Raw genomic sequence first — 16649 nt, forward strand, 5'->3', positions numbered from 1 at the left:
CGCCGGCCAGACCGGATGGAAACGGGCGGACTGGACGGGCCGGATGACCGGGTGGGAACGGGCGGGCCGGGTGAGAAATTGTCGGACGTCTGTGGTGTTGTAGGGAACGTGAGTTCCACGACTGATCGTCCTACCGGTGTCGACCGCCCCACCAGCGGTATTGTGCGTTCGACCGCACCGTTTCAGGTCGTCTCCGACTTCGAGCCCTCCGGTGACCAGCCAGCGGCGATCGCGGACCTCGCCCGCCGGATCCGCGCCGGCGAGAAGAACGTCGTCCTGCTGGGCGCGACCGGTACCGGCAAGTCGGCCACCACCGCGTGGCTGGTGGAACAGGTGCAGCGACCGACGCTGGTGATGGCGCCGAACAAGACCCTCGCCGCGCAGCTGGCCAACGAGTTCCGGGAGCTGCTGCCGCACAACACCGTCGAGTACTTCGTCTCGTACTACGACTACTACCAACCAGAGGCGTACATCGCCCAGACCGACACCTACATAGAGAAGGACTCCTCGATCAACGAGGAGGTCGAGCGGCTGCGCCACTCGGCCACGATGAGCCTGCTTACCCGCCGGGACGTGGTGGTCGTGGCGAGCGTGAGCTGCATCTACGGCCTGGGCACCCCCCAGGAGTACATCGAGCGCATGGTCCGGCTGCGGGTCGGGGAGGAGATCGACCGCGACAGACTGCTGCGTCGGTTCGTCGACGTCCAGTATGCCCGCAACGACCTCGCCTTCACCCGGGGAACGTTCCGGGTCCGTGGTGACACCGTCGAGGTGTTTCCCGTCTACGAGGAACTCGCCGTCCGGATCGAGATGTTCGGTGACGAGATCGAACGGCTGACCTACCTGCATCCGCTCACCGGCGAGATCGTCCGCGAGGCGAGCGAAGTGTCCGTTTTTCCCGCAACCCACTACGTGGCCGGTCCGGAACGGATGGAACGGGCGATTGCCGGTATCGAGACGGAGCTTGCCGACAGACTCGCTGAAATGGAACGCCAGAGCAAGCTGCTGGAGGCCCAGCGGCTGCGGATGCGCACCACCTACGACATCGAGATGATGCGCCAGGTCGGTTTCTGCTCGGGTATCGAGAACTATTCCCGGCACATCGACGGGCGTGCCGCTGGTACCCCGCCGCACACGCTGCTCGACTACTTCCCGGACGACTTCCTGTTGGTGATCGACGAGTCGCACGTCACGGTCCCGCAGATCGGTGGGATGTTCGAGGGTGACATGTCGCGCAAGCGCAACCTTGTCGAACACGGATTCCGGCTGCCCAGCGCGATGGACAACCGGCCGCTGCGGTGGGAGGAGTTCTGCGCACGTATCGGCCAGACGGTGTACCTGTCGGCGACCCCCGGGCCGTACGAGATCTCCCGGGCCGACGGTGTGGTCGAGCAGATCATCCGCCCGACCGGCCTGCTCGACCCGGAGGTCGTGCTGAAGCCGACCAAGGGGCAGATCGACGACCTCGTCGGTGAGATCCGGATCCGTGCCGAACGCGACGAGCGGGTGCTGGTCACGACGCTGACCAAGAAGATGGCCGAGGATCTCACCGACTACCTTCTTGAGCTCGGCGTCCGGGTCCGCTACCTGCACAGCGACATCGACACGCTCCGTCGCGTCGAACTGCTCACCGACCTGCGCAGGGGCGAGTTCGACGTGCTGATCGGTATCAACCTGCTGCGTGAGGGGCTGGACCTGCCCGAGGTGTCGCTCGTGTCCATCCTGGACGCCGACAAGGAGGGTTTCCTGCGGTCGGACAAGTCGCTGATCCAGACCATCGGCCGTGCCGCCCGCAACGTCTCCGGCCAGGTGCACATGTACGCCGACAAGGTGACCCCGTCGATGCGCAGGGCCATCGAGGAGACGAACCGGCGGCGCGTAAAGCAGATCGCCTACAACACCGAACGGGGTGTGGATCCGCAGCCGCTGCGCAAGAAGGTCATCGACATCCTGGACGACCTTGTGCGGGAGAGCGCCGAGGGCGAGGTCATCGGCGGTGGCGGTCGTGCGCAGTCCCGCGGGAAGGTGCCGGGGCCTGGCATGTCCTCGAAGGCGGGCCGCGACGGCGCGGTCGGGCGGCACGCGGCACAGTTGGCCGGCATGCCCAGCTCAGACCTGGCGCAGCTCATCCGCCAGCTCGACGACCAGATGCACGAGGCGGCCAAGGAGCTGCAGTTCGAGCTGGCCGCCCGGCTACGCGACGAGATCGCCGAGCTGAAGAAGGAACTACGAGGCATGCACGCGGCAGGAATATAGTTTTTCCGTATTCCCGCAGGCGAAACTCCAACACTCATGTCCCGTGGCCACCGTGAGCCACGAACCGGATTCTCGGGCCAGCTTAAGCCGTATCCTTGGTCAGCAGTTTCAGGCCTCCGACCTGAGCGATCATTTTCTCCACCGGCTCGGCGCCAGGGCTCAGCGTGAGCCGAACGAGGAGATCGTACTGGCGGTAGTCGGGCTCCTGATAGCGATCCTCTTCCTCGACTTCGTCCGGAGAGTTTAGATTCGGTTCGATCAGGCAGCTGAATTTTGCGGATTCCAGAGAGTAATATGCTCCGATATACGAGCTGTCGCGAGCATCGAGCGTGACTCCAAGAGCGACACAGAGGTCATTGGCTAATCCGTCGATGTCTGTTCGCTCAGAGCCATAGAGGATGAATGTCCTCATGGTCTCGGAAGTGGAATCGAAGGTCCTCTTGACACAGCAGTCGCCAAGTTTCTATACAACATAAAAGCCACCTTTCGCCCGGTAGTATCCGTTAGTTGCTGCTGTAGGTCGAATAAATCGAGTCGCGCAAGCTCGAGGGGGGTCAAGGGCCCGGTCCGCATCCCACCGGACCGGGCTCGGACCCCGATCTTCAGCGCTTTGTTGAACAGGTTCTCACCCGCGAGAGCAATATCGAAATCACTTCTCCGGCCAACATCAAACGGTGTTCCGGTTGTATATTTTACACCGGTGACCGAACTGCCTTGCATTATGCCCACCACGTCGGGGAAGCCCCTGCTCCGCAGACCTGTATGGAGGATGTTGGAGAAGCTCCTCAGTTCGATCTCATCGGTAAACCCGAAAGGAATTCCCGTACCGTCTTTCCCTGTGTGTGACGACTTTCCGGCCGCGGTAAAGGCTTCTTTGGCGGTGCGGTGAGCGTTGCTCAGAGGCTCGCTGGCTGCCATGAGTATGTGGCCGTCGGGGGTGACGGCAGCTGTATGGGGAAATAGGTTTTTGACCAGGGTGGTGGTGTGGGCGCGGGCGCCGCGGAGGTTGGTGGCGATGGTGGTGAGGTGGGTGCGGGCGGCGGTGAGGGCGTCGCTGGTGAGGGCGTCGCCGCTGTGTACAACCGCGGTGAGGGCGCGGCCGTCGCGGAGGGCCTGGGTGGCGCCGCGCAGGCCGTGGGCGAGCCCGGCAGTGGTGGTGAGACCTTTGCTGCCGGGGATGCAGCCGAGTAACGCGAAGCCGACCTCCCAGCCGGACGCCTCGCCGCTGGCGTATCTGGCCAGGGTGTCGGCGAGGACGATCAGGGCGGCGGCGAACACGACCCAGGCGACCGGCCCACCGATGATCATAGCGACGACGCCGAGGACGGCGACGGTGATCTTTGCGACCTGGACGGCGGTGTGCCAGACGGCGCCCGCGGTCTGTCTGATTTTTTCCCAGGACCACCGGGGTGTGTTGTGGATGCCGGAGTGGGAGGCGTCGCGGATGGCCCGGACGCAGGTGTGCGCGGCATTCGCGCGCAGCTGCCCGGCGGCCAGCGCGAGGCGGCGGGCGGCGTCGAGGTCGTCCTCGGCGGTGTGGACGGTGGCGTGTGCCTGGTCGAGGCGGGTTTGGGCGGCGTCGCGGTTGCGGAGGGCCGCGGTGAGCTGTGCCGGGTCAGGCAGGGGGATCTCGATGGTGGCGGCATAGGGGGCAGGGGCCAGGTTGGTGAGGGTCGTGGTCGCGGTGGCCAGCGCGGTCTGGGCCGGGTCGAGGAGCGTCTGGGCGTGGTCGCGGCGGGCGCGGGCGTCGCGACCACGAGCGAGTGCGCGGTCGGCCTGGGTCTGGGCGGTGTCCAGGATGGGTTCGTAGGCGCTGAGCGCCTGACCGGCCATCCGGTAGGACGTCTCGAGCCTGGACAACTGCCCGGGGAACTCGTCCAGTTCGTCGCGGAAGGCGTCTCCGGCGGCACCGAGCCAGGACTGCACGACACCGCCGGCGGTGGTCGCGATGACCTGCCCGCGGGCATGTCCGACGTCGGCGGCGAATTCCAGGAAGCGTCGCGCCAGCTCCCGGACGGCGAAGGGGTCACCCGGAGTGGGGTCGTGCTCGAGGTCGAGGACACCCCAGTCGGCGGGACGGCTCACCAGCCCGGGTGGCCGTGCCACCCGCTGGACGGGCGTTGCCGCTCCGGCCCGACGGGCAGCATGGCCCCCGAACAGACGGGACAGGGTGTGCGTTCCGCGGAACACACCCGACGCACGCGGGGATCGCGTAACGGTGGAGGTGGAACCGGCATGGGCACCGTCCAGGCAGGATCGAGATCAGGGATCAAAACCGGGCAATAGTGGCAAACAGGACGAGGTTAGCATTTAGCCTCACCGGCTGCCCACTCTGTTGGCTGCCACCGGTCCCGCTGGTGGCTACTGCTGCTCCGCGGGGCGCGATCGCACCACCTTGCTCGGCGGGCCCGGCTGGCCGGCGAACACGGCGCGGACGGTCAGACGCACGTAATCGACGACGGGTGCGGGCAGCCGGTCGGCGACCGCACGGATGAACGCGGCCCGTTCGTCGACCCGCAATCGATCGAGGTGCGCCCCGAGAACGACCGTTTCCAGGTAACGGACCAGCAGGTCGTCGTCGGGGAAGACAGCCGGGTCCGTCACCAGCCCCACCTCGGTGTTGACGAAGCCGGCGGCTCGCAGCCGGGCGTCGGTCTCGGCGACGTCCGCGAAGTTCCACACGTCCGGCACGTCGTCGACCAGGCTGTCGACGGCGTGGACGACACTCGCGATGTTTCCGTGCCCACCGCATTCGAAGACGAGCTGGCCGCCGGGAACCAGGACGGCCGCGAGGCTGCCGAACAGCGCGTCGTGGTCGGGTATCCAGTGAAAGGCGGCCACGCTGAAGACCGCGTCGACCGGGCCGGGCAGCTGAAGTGGCTGCGTCAGATCCGCGTGGACGATCTCCAAACGGTCGGTCCGACCGTCCAGCCGGACTCTGAGCTGGTCAAGCATCGCGGTCGAGCCGTCCACGGCGATCACTCGCCCGCCGGGCAGGCGGTCGAGCAGGGCGGCGGTGTCGCGGCCGGTCCCGCAACCGGCGTCGAGGACCGTCTCGCCGCCGGTCAGCAGCAGACGGGAGAGGGCGCGCAGGCTCCATCGCTCGTGGGGCAGCGGCAGGGTGTCGTAGCCATGGGCGTCCCATTCACGAGGCATGCGCCGATTCTATGTTGCAACGGGTGAGGGTTCGGTAGCAGGGTGGGATGCCGCTTCGCCGAGGGGAGTGTCGAGGGGAGTCCCGCGCCGGCCGAGTCCCTGCGTCGGCCGGGAGAGGGCAACGAAATTTTAAACAACATCGCGGAGCTCGACCGTGTGTATGTGCCTGAGACCGGGAAGTCTGGAAGGAGATGAAACCGGTGATGCGATTTTTCCCACGGCATACGTCCTGCCCGGGAAGGGGATCGAACGGATATGACCGCTGACCACACGCCGAGGGGAACGGTCCGCACTCCGGTGTCGATACGCCCCGGGGCCGCCGTCACCATCGCCTTGTTGACCTTTTTGCTATCCGCCTTCATGCTCCCCGCCACGGTGCCGGACCGCCCCACCATCGCCTATCTGTCCGCCGGGTTCGTCGGTGCCGGATGTGTGTTCGGGGTGCTGCTTGCCGCCGACTTCGCCCGAGCCGCGGTCGCGCGCCGGGCGGGTGTCGAGGTCAGCGGGATCACGGTCGGCGCCTTCGGTAGTCGGCTGGGTACCGTGACGCAGATCAGTGAACCCGCGACCGCTGCCCGGGTCGCCGGTGCCGGTCTGCTCGTCGGCGGGCTCGGTGGAGCCGGGCTCGCCGGGCTCGGATGGCTCGCCCCCAGCGGTGCGCCGGCACTTGCCGGCAGCGTCGGGCTGTGGGTGGGAGGTTTCGTCCTGCTGCTCACCGTTTCGGAGCTGCTGCCCACGCCACGCACTGGTGGGGGGCGGCTGCTTGCGGCCGCGGTGTACCGCCGGACGGGCAGCCGGGAACGCGCAGACGCCGTCGTGGCCCGGACCGCGGTGGTCATCGGCTGGGGTCTGATCGCCTCGGGTCTGGCCGTGACCTTCCTGGTCGGCCCGGTGGGGTTGTGGGTGGCGCTGCTGGGCTGGATCGCGCTCGGTTCCGGTCGTCTCGAGCAGTCCCGGTTGCGCACGAACCGGGTGCTGGCCGGTGTCCGCGTCAGTGAGGTGATGGGGCCCGTCCCCGAGATCGTGGCCGGCTGGCGGACGGTCTCTGCCGCTTTGGAAGAGGTGGTGGAGCCGGCCGTTGCCACGTCCGGGCGAACGGTGTTCACCGTCATGGACTTCGACGGGGGTCTCGCCGGGGTCGTGTCCCTGCGCGATCTTGTTGCGGTTCCGATGGACGATCGTGGGCTGACCCGAGTCAGCAAGGTGAGCGTGCCGATGGGCGCGATATCCCTCACCACACCGGACGAGCTGCTTACCGACCTGCTCCCGCGGCTGGCCAGACGTCTGGGCGTGGGCCTTGCGCTGGTGGTCGACGACACCAAGGCCGCCGCCCGACCGCGGCCGGTCGGTGTCGTCGGCCACATGGAGATCACAAAGGCGCTGGCGGTCGCGTCGTTGCATGCCGCCGTGACCGGCATGGCGCCGGGGCCTGGCCGGTCGGCTGACCGACCGAGTGGCTGACCGACCGAGTGGCTGACCGACCGGCTGGAGCTGGTCGGCATCATGCTGATGTGCACATATTTCGAGGTGCCCCAGAGCGACGCGAGTACTGTTGCGGCCATGACGATCGGGACTGCCGAGATGTTGGCCGGCTGTACACCCGTTGATTACCTGGCGGTGGGAAACCCAACGCTCGACGTCCTTCCCGACTCCTCTTTCGCCATCGGCGGAAGCATGGTCTACGCCGTGGTTCAAGCGGCACGTCTGGGTCTTTCCGCCGCCGGTGTCGGGCGGGGCTGCGGCGTGGAGCTGGCACCGCTGTGGACACCGTTCGAGACGGAGGCGTTTCTCCACATCCAGCCGTCGCCGGACACGACCCGCTTTCGCAACGAGAACACCGACAGTCTCCGGACCCAGTGGCTGGAGAAATCCGCCGGTGCCGTGTCGGGGCTCGACCGGCTGCCGGAGAGCAGGGTGCTGCACCTCGCGCCCGTCGCGCGGGAAATCGTCCTCGACGACATTGTTCGGGGGAGCGTGCGGGGTCTGGTCGGGCTCACTCCGCAAGGCCTGATCCGCTCCTGGGACGACAGTCGGCTTGTCCGCCACCATGCTCTGCGGATCGGTAGCTCGACCGCGAGGAACATCGACGCGGTGGTGTTCGCGGACTATGAGGCCGCCTATCTGACCGGTGTGGCCGAAGCGGTGCGTCGGGCTGGGGGGATCGTCGTGGTCACCAAGGGGCCTCGGGGAGCGGAGGTGCTGCTCGCGAATGGGAAACAGGAGTTTTCCGCCATCGCGACCGACCATCTCGTCGACGACACCGGCGCCGGGGATGTTTTCGCCGCGTCGCTGTTCATCGCGCTGGACGGTGGGTTCACCGTCAGTGACGCGGTCCGGTTCGCCGCCGCGGCTGCCGCCCTGAGCATCGGGGGGATCGGCCCGCGGGCGATCGCCACGCGGAACGCCGTTGTGAAGCTGGCCGGTCGGGACACCGTCATCAAGGACAGCGCCGTTGAGGACAGCGCGGTCGGGGTGTTCTAACGCATCCGCCCCTCCTGCGATCCTCTCCTTTGCCCATACCGTAGTCAACGCTGTTGACGACCCCCGTTACAAAGTCGATCTTGAAAGTCGACAGTTGGAGCAGCCGGCCTCGACGATCCCGAGAACATAGAGATTCCAGAGTCGCTCTTTCACTGGACCCGGTACCGCAGCGCCGACCCGGTGGAGGTCGAGGTCACCTTCGATGCCGGGATACCCGTGGCCCTCGACGGTGTCGAAAGAGACGGTATCTCCCTGATCTCCAGGCTGAACGACGTCGTCGGGCAGTTCGGTCTGGGCCGCTTCATCGGCTTGGAGGAGATCGCGAACGGTCAGAAGGTCCAGGAGGTACGGGAGATGCCCGCCGCCATGCTTCTGATGGACGCCTACCGGCGCCTCGCCGCTGTACGTCCGCGACCGTTCGCAGATCAGACTCTGACCACCGCAGGGCCTCCCGGCCCTGCGGTCCTTTTCCCACCCGCAGGATGCGCCAGTTGTCAACCACCGACGGTAGGGGAGAGCGGCCACTTGCCGAGGTGGAGGCAGTCGTTACTGGTCCTTGGCTCCCGACCGCTGATGACGAACTTACATGGCTGGTTGTCGTCGGTCTCCGGATCCTGGTTCGACGGATCGGATTCTGGGAGCTCCTTCCAGGAGAGGTCGATGTAGATTATGGTCAGTTGCTTGCTCTGCGCGACCTGGGAGTCCCTGAAGTCAACGCATCCGGTCGCCCCCGGCCACGAAACTTCCGAAAAATTTGCGTCCTCGCACTTGCTGGGGGAGAATTTCCGCAACCGTTTCTCGATATTATCCCTGTCGATCTCCGGATTCTCGTTGACGACGTCGACGAACAGCTTGGCGGCGTCGTAGGAAAGGCCAATCCGCTCGTCCGCCCACAGCGTTTGAGGTCGGGTTATGCCCGTCGCCTCGTACATATTTTTCAGACGGTGACAGAAATCCTTCAGGGTCTTGGTCACGAACGGGCCCGTGGTCAGATTTCCGTTGAGGCACTTCCCGCCGCCGAGCAGTACGGGAGCACCTTTTGACACGAAGCGGAAGGCGGTCGCGCTGGTCCAGCGACCTGCCGCCTGAACCACGTACCGCGACACCGAGTCATCGGCAAGAACCCGGTCCAGGCAGGAATGCATACCGTCCAGGAAGTTGGGAAAATCATTATACCGGCCGGCGAAAAAAATCAGGCCTTCCCGGTCGCTTCTCGCACATTGCTCGTGGAACCAGCTCGGCGTGTTCTCCCCGGGCCCCCAGCCGTGCAGTTCATAGGGGAGCCCGATACGGGTGGCCTCCTTCTGGACGTCATGCACCAGGGTGGAGACGTAGAAGTCCTCCACCGCAGGCCACCCCTGGCTGCTGGGGTCATCGGGCGACCGTGGGTAGTACACGTCGATCATTTTCTTGTTGTTCTTCACGCCGTAGTCGGTGACGAGCTGGGCCTGCCGCTGGTTGTCCGGCACCATCTGGAAGTAGGACGGCGAGAAGATCTCCATGGCATCCCCGGACAGGGTGGTGGCGACCACGGGCACGCGGGCTTTCCCCAGCGTGGTGATGGCCTGGCCGGTGTCCGAGGTACTGCGGTCCACCCCGATGACACCGAGCACGTTTTCCCCGGCGTGGGAGGCCAGCGGCACAAGATAATCACTGGCCACCCGGTCGGCGTACTTCATCCGGCTGCCGCCGTTGGCGATGATGACGCGTAGCGCCGCCCTCGGGGCGGGCGAGGTCACTTCTGACGGGCCCCCCGCCGTGTGCCGGCACTCCGGAAGGTCCTGTCTCTGGTTCAGCGTGTACTGCCAGGTCAACAGTCCTGCCAGTTCCGTGACCTGCGCCGCGGTCCAGTCGCTTTCGGTCTCCCCGGTGAGGCCGGCGAAGTAGACCAGCGTCATGAGTCTGGACGGAAACTGTCCCGGTGGAAGGCTGGCGAGCTTTGCCGCGCACCGGTTCTGCTCGGCGATCTCCCCCTGTATGGTGAGCAACTGGTCGGCGGGAGCCGACTTCTTCCCGGCGTTGAACCGGTAGCTGCCGTCGCTGTAGCCGATGCACTGACCGTCGACCCAGGACACCGAGACACCTGCCCGTGACCAGCAGCCATGGAACCAGCCATCGATGGTGGGCAAGTTGATCATTCCTGCCAGCAGCACGACCACAAGGGTGAGCGAAACCAGCACCCGCCGGCGTGCCCACGCCGGAGGCGGTGGTGCGGACAGGTACCGCCCCCAGCCTTCGGCATCCGGGTCAATTGTCAACCCGGGCGGTGTCCGCACGAAGGTGGGCACCCACAACCACAGCCGCCAGTCCATGTCGCCGGGTGGCTCGGCCGTGTTCCAGATATCGAACGCGTCCGTTGCATCGGCGGCGGCCAGGGGAGACGGCTCGGGCGACTGCGGTACGGCGTCGTCCTGGTAGCCGGCGACCAGCAGGAGGGGATCGGGCTTCCTGCTGGTGTTGCGGACAGCGGCGACCAGTTTCAGGAACTGGTCACCCTGTGGGTCGTCGGCGACGTTGTCGAGGAGGACCAGTACTCGGGCGGTGCGCCGCCACGACCGTGACCGCCAGGGTCGGCGCCGGTATGCGACCTGCAGGTCATGGAGAAAGGCGTCGACCAGCAGACGCTTGAGCTGATCCTGGGTGGCAGTATCGATGAGCCGGATCGCGAAATCGACGAACGTCTCTCCGGGCAGCGCCCGAAACGACTGCTGCCCCATGAACCAGCTCGTGCGCACCAGACCCGGGATGGGGATACGGCTGGACCTCCAAAGCAGAAATCGCATCTTCGGCCCGAGAATGATGAGCACGGCCAACAGCAGTCGGGCCAGGCCGGATATGCCGTCCAGCAGCGGGTTGGGGCCGATGCCGTTGCCGGCACCCTTGAGCTTCTCCCGCAGGCGCTCGGTGAGCTCCTCCTCCCGGGACCTCCGAGGAGGAGGATCCAGCTGCTGTCGGGTCAGCCAGTCTGCGAACGTATACGTGCGGAAACGGCTTCCGAGGCCGAATGGCGTTCTGCGTAGCTGGTTGAAGAGCGTGTGCAGCACCGGCAGCATATGCGGTGGGTCCGGCACGGGAAGGCCCGGGGCATCCGACGCCAGATCGAAATAGGCGTGCGGGATCATCCTGGGGGCCGACCCGAGTATCCGGTGGCGCGTACGGACCAGCCTGGCCCTGACGGAAAGTGGTCCGTCCTGCTGTAGCCCAAGCTGTACTCGGTTGCGTACGCTGGCGAGCCAGGGTCCGCTGCCCGGGTCGGCGACCAGGCATATCAGTGGTGCCGACCGGGGCCGTTTGAGATTGAGGGCGAGGGAACGGATCAAAGTGAGAAGGGCCCCGACGCCGTCGAAAAACGGAATCTCCCGGCCCGGATTATTGTTTGCCATGGCTGCTCCCCGTCAACCAGCTCGCCCGGTGGCCCCGGGTCGTCGCATTCCCCGGCCGGTGACACGGGGCATCCCGTCGCGCTGCCGCTTCCTCGTTCTGCCCGTTCATCACCGGATCGCCGTCCGACGAATCCCCCATACCACTCATACCGGCGGAGTATGTCACGCACCGCACCAATGCATCCCGCGAGGGTCGTCCCACGCTGCTGGATCGGTTCTCGGTGGCCCGGGGACTCGGGGTTCCACCTGCCGGATCGGCTTTGCTGATCCGGCGGGGAACCTCGGGCGCGGCACAAACATGATTGTTCTGTCTTTGGCCCGATACGATCTTTTTGTTGTTGAATGAGTGATTCCGGTGTTCGAATGGTCGACGATCGGGTGACTGGTGTGCCGGCCTTGTGGTTGTGCACCTCACGTTTGTCGATCTTCGTGCTGTCCGGCGCCTGCGGAACCGGGCAGCCACCCCGACGCATCCGCTTCGGCCGGCGACCCGCCGGAGGACTGTTTCCACGACCGACTGTATTTGCGTGAGCACACGGTGGAAGATGGGGGGTATGGACGTTCCTGGAGCACGCCGATGGGAGTACACGGCGGCGTTGCGGCGTCTGCGGATCATGTTGGGTGAACTCGCCGAGCAGACCAGCCAGATCGTCCTCGACGCGACCACTGCGGTGACCGGACAGGCCGACACCGCCGGTGTGCACACTGCCGTGGCCTGCCTGCGTGGCTGCTGTCAGAACCTCGACGAGGACCTGGTGGTGCTGCTGGCCCGCCAGAATCCGGTCGCAGGGGATCTTCACCTGGTCGTGGCCGGGTTGCAGACCGCCACGGCGGTGCAGCGGATGGCTGAACTCGCCGACCACATCGCCGCCACCGCCGACCGGCGGGCGCCCGCCGTCGTGGTCCCCGTCGGACTGCGCCCCATCCTCACCCGTCTCGGCCGGCTGTGTGCCGAGCAGGCCAGCTGTCTGGCCACCGCGATCTGCGCAGACGACCCGGCGCTGGCCGCCCGGCAGGTCACCGTCGGCGACGATCCCATCGACCGTATCCACCGGCAGCTGATGGCCGTCCTCACCGACCCCGGCTGGCCCCACGGCATCCAACGGGCCGTGGACCTCGCTCTGCTGTCCCGTTATTACGAGCGGTATGCCGACCAGGCCGTCACCGCAGCCCGCCACCTCGCCCGCCTGCGCTGGGTTCCGCCACTGTCGGACGATCCGAACAACCCGATGGAATGCGGGTCGGTCAGATCGCCAGTGCGGCCAGGATGAGGCTGAGACCGTCGTGGAACTGGGCCTGCATGTCCGCGGCGAGATGGTCGGCGACCGCGGCGAGGTGCGGATAGCGGGATGCGGACGAGCTGATCGCGGTGATCGGTGTCACCGTGGCATCCAGCCCTTTCTTGGCGATGGTTGCCGCGGTGTGGCGGGCTTCGGTCAGAGCGTGCCCGAGCGTGTAGAAGAGCAGGGTCGTATAGGCGTCGGAGGCCTGCCTGTCGGGCAGGCCCGCGTCACGCAGCAGGCCGATCGCGTGGTTGGTCCGTTCCCAGCTGGCCTCCCCGCCGGGCGGCCGGCGCAGCACGATGGGCGCGAGTGTCGGATGCCGCAGCAGTGACCTGCGTAGCTGCGCGAAGGTCTCCCTGATGTCGGCCCGGGGATCGCCGGTGTGGGGGAGCGGTTCGTCGCCCCGGACAACCCGGTCCGCAAGAGCCTCGAGCAGTTCGTTCTTGGTCCGGAAGTGCCGGTAGACGGCGGTCGGGTCGATGTTCAGACGTGCGCCCAGGGCTCGCATGCTGAAACCACCGACCCCGCCGATGTCGACGATCTCCATCGCGGTGTCGAGCAGAAGCTGCTGGGACAGCGTGCCGCGAGGGGTGCGGGTATGGCGGGGTTGCGCCGTCTCCACCGGTCCTGTGGTCCCCTTCGGGATCGATCGTTTCGACGCTCTTGCGTCTTCCGCGATCCTTCCGTGAAACCACGCTGTAGTCAACGCTGTTGACGCCACCTCGTTTCAATTTGATCTTCATAAGATAATCAACAACACTTGGAACACCCAAACTACGCACATGACGCGATTAGTCGACGCGAGGAGTAGCGGATCTTGGACAAGCCGGTGTCGAGGTCGGACGTTGAGGGCGCGGGGGAGAGCGCTGTCCGTCCGCACGCGGCTGGAACCCGGACGATCGACACGATCAGCCGGGTACGGGCATGGCAACGAGGCGAGCTCGGCGCCTGACCGTCGGGCACGCGCACACCCTCAGTGCGGGATGGCGTCCATGAGTTCCCGGGCACCCTGGCGCAGCAGGGCCAGGGCGACCGATGCGCCCAGAGTGGTCGGGTCTGTGCCGTTGCCCCACTCGTGGGCGTCCAGGACGGTCTTGCCGTCGGCGCTGAACACCTTCGCCCGCAGGGACAGCCGCCCGTCAGGTTCGGTGTGGGCGTGACCGGCGATCGGCGAGTTGCAGTGACCCTGCAGGACGTGCAGGAGCATGCGTTCGGCGGTGACCTGCCGCCGGGCGTCGATGTCGTCCAGGCGGGTGACGACGTCGACGGTGGCGGTGTCGTCCTCGCGGCACTGCAGGCCGAGCACGCCGGCGCCGATCGGTGGGCACATCGTCTCCACGGGGAGGATCTCGGTGATCCGGCTCGTGTGACCGATACGTTCCAGACCGGAGACGGCCAGCAGCAGCGCGTCGGCCTCGCCGGCGTCCAGCTTGGCCAGACGGGTGTTGGCGTTGCCGCGGATCGGCACGGTCTCCAGATGCGGGTAGAACTGGGCGAGCTGGGCGATCCGGCGCACGGCGCAGGTGCCGATCCGCGCGCCGGACGGCAGCCGGTCCAGCACCAGGCCGCCAGGGTGGACCAGGGCGTCGCGGATGTCGTCGCGGGGCAGGTAGGCGGCGAAGACGGTGCCGGCCGGGACCGGACGGTCCCCGGGGACGTCCTTCATGCAGTGCACCGCGAGATCGGCACGGCCGTCGAGAAGCGCCTCGTCGACCTCCTTGGTGAAGGCACCCTTACCGCCGAGCGCGGACAGCGGGCCCGCCCACCTGTCCCCGCTGGTGGTGATGGGTACGATCTCGGCGGTCAGATCGGGATCAAGGGCTGCCAGTTCCGCGCGGACCCGCTCGGCCTGGGCAAGCGCCATCGGGGAGGAACGGGTACCAATGCGGATCAGCCGGGATGCGGACATGGCATCAGGCTAGTTCGGCGACCCGGCGTAGGAGCCCCGAGGCCACCCGAGTGTCGCGCACACGCCCCCGCGCCCTCCAGGTCCACTCCACAGTCCACCGCCGCACTGCTCGACGGCATGGAGATGCATAACGTCACCTGAGATTCGTCCGGGAATGTCGCTTTCGGTCGCGGCATCCACTACTGCGTCGGTGCGCCACTGGCCCGGATGGAGATGGCACACCACAGGGGGGACAGGAGCAGACGCCGTTATTACCTGACTGTCTGGCGGGCGGCCTCTATGGCCAGAGTGAGAGTCGCGACGTCGTAGGCGCCGTGGTGGCGCTGGCCGTTGATGAAGAACGTCGGCGTTCCCGAGACGCTGCTGACGTCGGCGGAGGCGATGTCGCGCTCGATCCGGTCGGCGCCGGCCCTGGCGCGCAGGTCGGCCCGGAACCGTTCGACATCGAGCTGCAGCTCGCCCGCGTATCGCACCAGGTCCTTGATGGCGAGGTCCGACTGGTGCTCGAAGAACAGGTCGTGCATCTCCCAGAACGCGCCCTGCTCGGCCGCAGCCTCGACGGCGATGGCCGCGTACTCGGCGTGCGGGTGCACCTTTGTCAGTGGCAGGTGCCGCCAGACATAGCGCAGATCGCCGAAATCCGCGAGCAGCTCGCGGACGACTGACTCGGCCCGGCCGCAGTAGGGGCACTCGAAGTCGCCGTACTCGACGAGGGTCACCGGGGCGTCGAGCGGGCCCCGGATCCGGTCGCGCTCCGGGTCGACGGGTTCGGCGAGGTCGATAATGACCTCGGAGACACCGCGTTCGGCACGGGCGCGCATCCGCTCCGGCAGCACGTCTACCAGCCGGAAGACGGCCCAGGAGAGCACGGACGCGGCGAGCGCCGCCACCAGGATACCGATCTTCGCCTCCTCGAGGCGCTCGCCGGTGAACGCGATCGTCGCGATCAGCAGTGGCACGGTGAAACCGATCCCGGCGAGTACCCCGGCGCCGATGATCGCGTCCCAGCCGACAGGCGGGCGCACCCGGCCGCGGGTGACCACCCTGACCAGCCACACCGCGCCGGCGATGCCCACCGGCTTGCCGAGCAGGTAGCCGGCGATGACGCCGAGCGTCACCGGCGAGCGCAGCGCGCGGCCGAGGAGGCCGCCGCTGATCTCGACCCCGGCGTTCGCCAGCGCGAACAGCGGGACGACAAGGTAGCTCGTCCACGGGTGGAAGATCTGCTGGAGGCGGTCGTTCGGCGAGATCGCGTACCAGACGCCGACCTGGGCCTTGCGGGCGAGCTCCGGCGTCGGCTGCTCGCGGAACAACCGGAACAGGTCGGTAGCGCGCTCGAGGTCACTGCGCGCCGCCGGGCGGGCATAGGTCAGCAGGCCCATCGCAAGCCCGATGACGATCGGGTCGATCCCGGAGTGGAACAGCGCGACCCAGGTCGCGAACCCCAGCGTGGCATAGACCAGGCCGGAGCGCATGCCCGCCGACCGCACCGCGAGTATCACCGCGAAGATGCCGAGTCCGGCGGCAAGCGCGTCCCAGGCGATGTCCTTGCTGTAGAAGACGGCGATGACGGCGAGCGCGACGAAGTCGTCGACGACGGTGAGCGTCAGAATGAACGTCCGCAGCCGCTCGGGGAACCGTGGCCCGACGATGGCGAGCACACCCAGCGCGAAGGCGGTGTCGGTGGACATCGTGATCCCCCAGCCGCGCGCGGACGGTTCCCCCGCGTTGACCACCAGGTAGATCAGGACGGACGCGGCCATCCCCGCGAGGCAGGCCACGACGGGGGTGGTGAGGCGGCGCCGCTCCCGCAGCTCTCCTATGTCGAACTCGCGCCGAGCCTCCAGCCCGACAACGAAGAAGAAGAACGCCATCAGCCCGCCGGTGACCCACTCCCGCAGGCTCTGCGCGACACCCCAGCGGCCGATCTCGATCGACAGCTCGGTCCCCCAGACCGTCTCGTACGACGCGGCGGCGACGTTCACCCAGATCAGGGCGGCAACCGTTGCCGCGAGCAGGACGGCGGCGCCGCCCGTCTCGGTGCGCAGGAACTCCCGCAGCGGCGACCGGCCGCCCGGCCACGGGGTCCTGCCTGCGAGCGCCTGGCCTGTCCGGTCCGGTTCCGTCACGCCGTCGATTCTCGTTCTCGTCCGGGCCTCCCGCGCCCACGGTCCCGCGATC

Annotated in this window: 12 protein-coding genes and 1 pseudogene; 5 read left to right on the forward strand and 8 right to left on the reverse strand. The window is 67.1% G+C overall.

What is annotated here, in order from left to right:
• Window positions 1-108 precede the first annotated feature (108 nt).
• On the forward strand, window positions 109-2256 hold the full coding sequence (uvrB, locus tag CV1CTNOD_RS11630; RefSeq protein WP_242606609.1) for an excinuclease ABC subunit UvrB: 2148 nt from the start codon (window positions 109-111) through the stop codon (window positions 2254-2256).
• A gap of 82 nt (window positions 2257-2338) precedes the next feature.
• Here uvrB and CV1CTNOD_RS11635 read toward each other — a convergent pair whose 3' ends face one another.
• From CV1CTNOD_RS11635 to CV1CTNOD_RS11645, 3 genes are all read right to left on the reverse strand, one after another.
• Complete coding sequence (locus tag CV1CTNOD_RS11635; RefSeq protein ID WP_131786121.1) at window positions 2339-2668, reverse strand: hypothetical protein; 330 nt, start codon at window positions 2666-2668, stop codon at window positions 2339-2341.
• Window positions 2665-4446: a WXG100 family type VII secretion target gene (locus CV1CTNOD_RS11640; RefSeq protein WP_131786122.1), complete on the reverse strand. Its 1782-nt coding sequence runs from the start codon at window positions 4444-4446 to the stop codon at window positions 2665-2667. The genes CV1CTNOD_RS11635 and CV1CTNOD_RS11640 overlap by 4 nt, the downstream gene beginning before the upstream one ends.
• Before the next feature lie 171 nt (window positions 4447-4617).
• Entirely contained in the window at window positions 4618-5412 is a 795-nt protein-coding gene (locus CV1CTNOD_RS11645; protein WP_131786123.1) for a class I SAM-dependent methyltransferase, read from the reverse strand.
• Between the two features lie 255 nt (window positions 5413-5667).
• On the opposite strand from CV1CTNOD_RS11645, the gene CV1CTNOD_RS11650 reads away from it, so the two are divergent.
• From CV1CTNOD_RS11650 to CV1CTNOD_RS28275, 3 genes and pseudogenes are all read left to right on the forward strand, one after another.
• Complete coding sequence (locus tag CV1CTNOD_RS11650; protein ID WP_131786124.1) at window positions 5668-6873, forward strand: peptidase M50; 1206 nt, start codon at window positions 5668-5670, stop codon at window positions 6871-6873.
• 99 nt (window positions 6874-6972) lie between these two features.
• Window positions 6973-7893 carry a PfkB family carbohydrate kinase gene (locus CV1CTNOD_RS11655; RefSeq protein ID WP_207386366.1) on the forward strand — a complete coding sequence of 307 codons (921 nt, stop codon included), beginning with the start codon at window positions 6973-6975 and terminating at the stop codon, window positions 7891-7893.
• Window positions 7894-8004: 111 nt separating this feature from the next.
• Window positions 8005-8283, forward strand: a pseudogene (locus CV1CTNOD_RS28275) (argininosuccinate synthase-related protein); the annotation flags it as partial.
• Window positions 8284-8387: 104 nt separating this feature from the next.
• Here the strand turns inward: CV1CTNOD_RS28275 and CV1CTNOD_RS26575 are convergent.
• Window positions 8388-11276 carry a hypothetical protein gene (locus CV1CTNOD_RS26575; protein ID WP_242606610.1) on the reverse strand — a complete coding sequence of 963 codons (2889 nt, stop codon included), beginning with the start codon at window positions 11274-11276 and terminating at the stop codon, window positions 8388-8390.
• Between the two features lie 554 nt (window positions 11277-11830).
• Here CV1CTNOD_RS26575 and CV1CTNOD_RS11665 point away from each other — a divergent pair.
• Window positions 11831-12547, forward strand: coding sequence for a phosphate signaling complex PhoU family protein (locus CV1CTNOD_RS11665; protein WP_131786126.1), 717 nt, complete (start codon window positions 11831-11833; stop codon window positions 12545-12547).
• On the opposite strand, the gene CV1CTNOD_RS11670 is transcribed toward CV1CTNOD_RS11665, so the two are convergent.
• The 4 genes from CV1CTNOD_RS11670 to nhaA form a co-directional block, all read right to left on the reverse strand.
• Window positions 12522-13181, reverse strand: a complete 660-nt coding sequence (locus CV1CTNOD_RS11670; protein ID WP_131786127.1) for a TetR/AcrR family transcriptional regulator — start codon at window positions 13179-13181, stop codon at window positions 12522-12524. The genes CV1CTNOD_RS11665 and CV1CTNOD_RS11670 overlap by 26 nt on opposite strands.
• Window positions 13182-13333: 152 nt before the next feature.
• Complete coding sequence (locus tag CV1CTNOD_RS25695) at window positions 13334-13522, reverse strand: hypothetical protein (RefSeq protein WP_207386367.1); 189 nt, start codon at window positions 13520-13522, stop codon at window positions 13334-13336.
• Window positions 13523-13532: 10 nt separating this feature from the next.
• Window positions 13533-14468 (reverse strand): hydroxymethylbilane synthase, encoded by a 936-nt coding sequence (gene hemC / locus CV1CTNOD_RS11675; protein ID WP_131786128.1) that lies wholly within the window; start codon window positions 14466-14468, stop codon window positions 13533-13535.
• 251 nt (window positions 14469-14719) lie between these two features.
• Complete coding sequence (gene nhaA / locus CV1CTNOD_RS11680; protein WP_131786129.1) at window positions 14720-16597, reverse strand: Na+/H+ antiporter NhaA; 1878 nt, start codon at window positions 16595-16597, stop codon at window positions 14720-14722.
• Window positions 16598-16649: the final 52 nt, after the last annotated feature.

The sequence above is a fragment of the Protofrankia symbiont of Coriaria ruscifolia genome, assembly GCF_900634745.1.
GTDB lineage: Bacteria > Actinomycetota > Actinomycetes > Frankiales > Frankiaceae > Protofrankia > Protofrankia californiensis.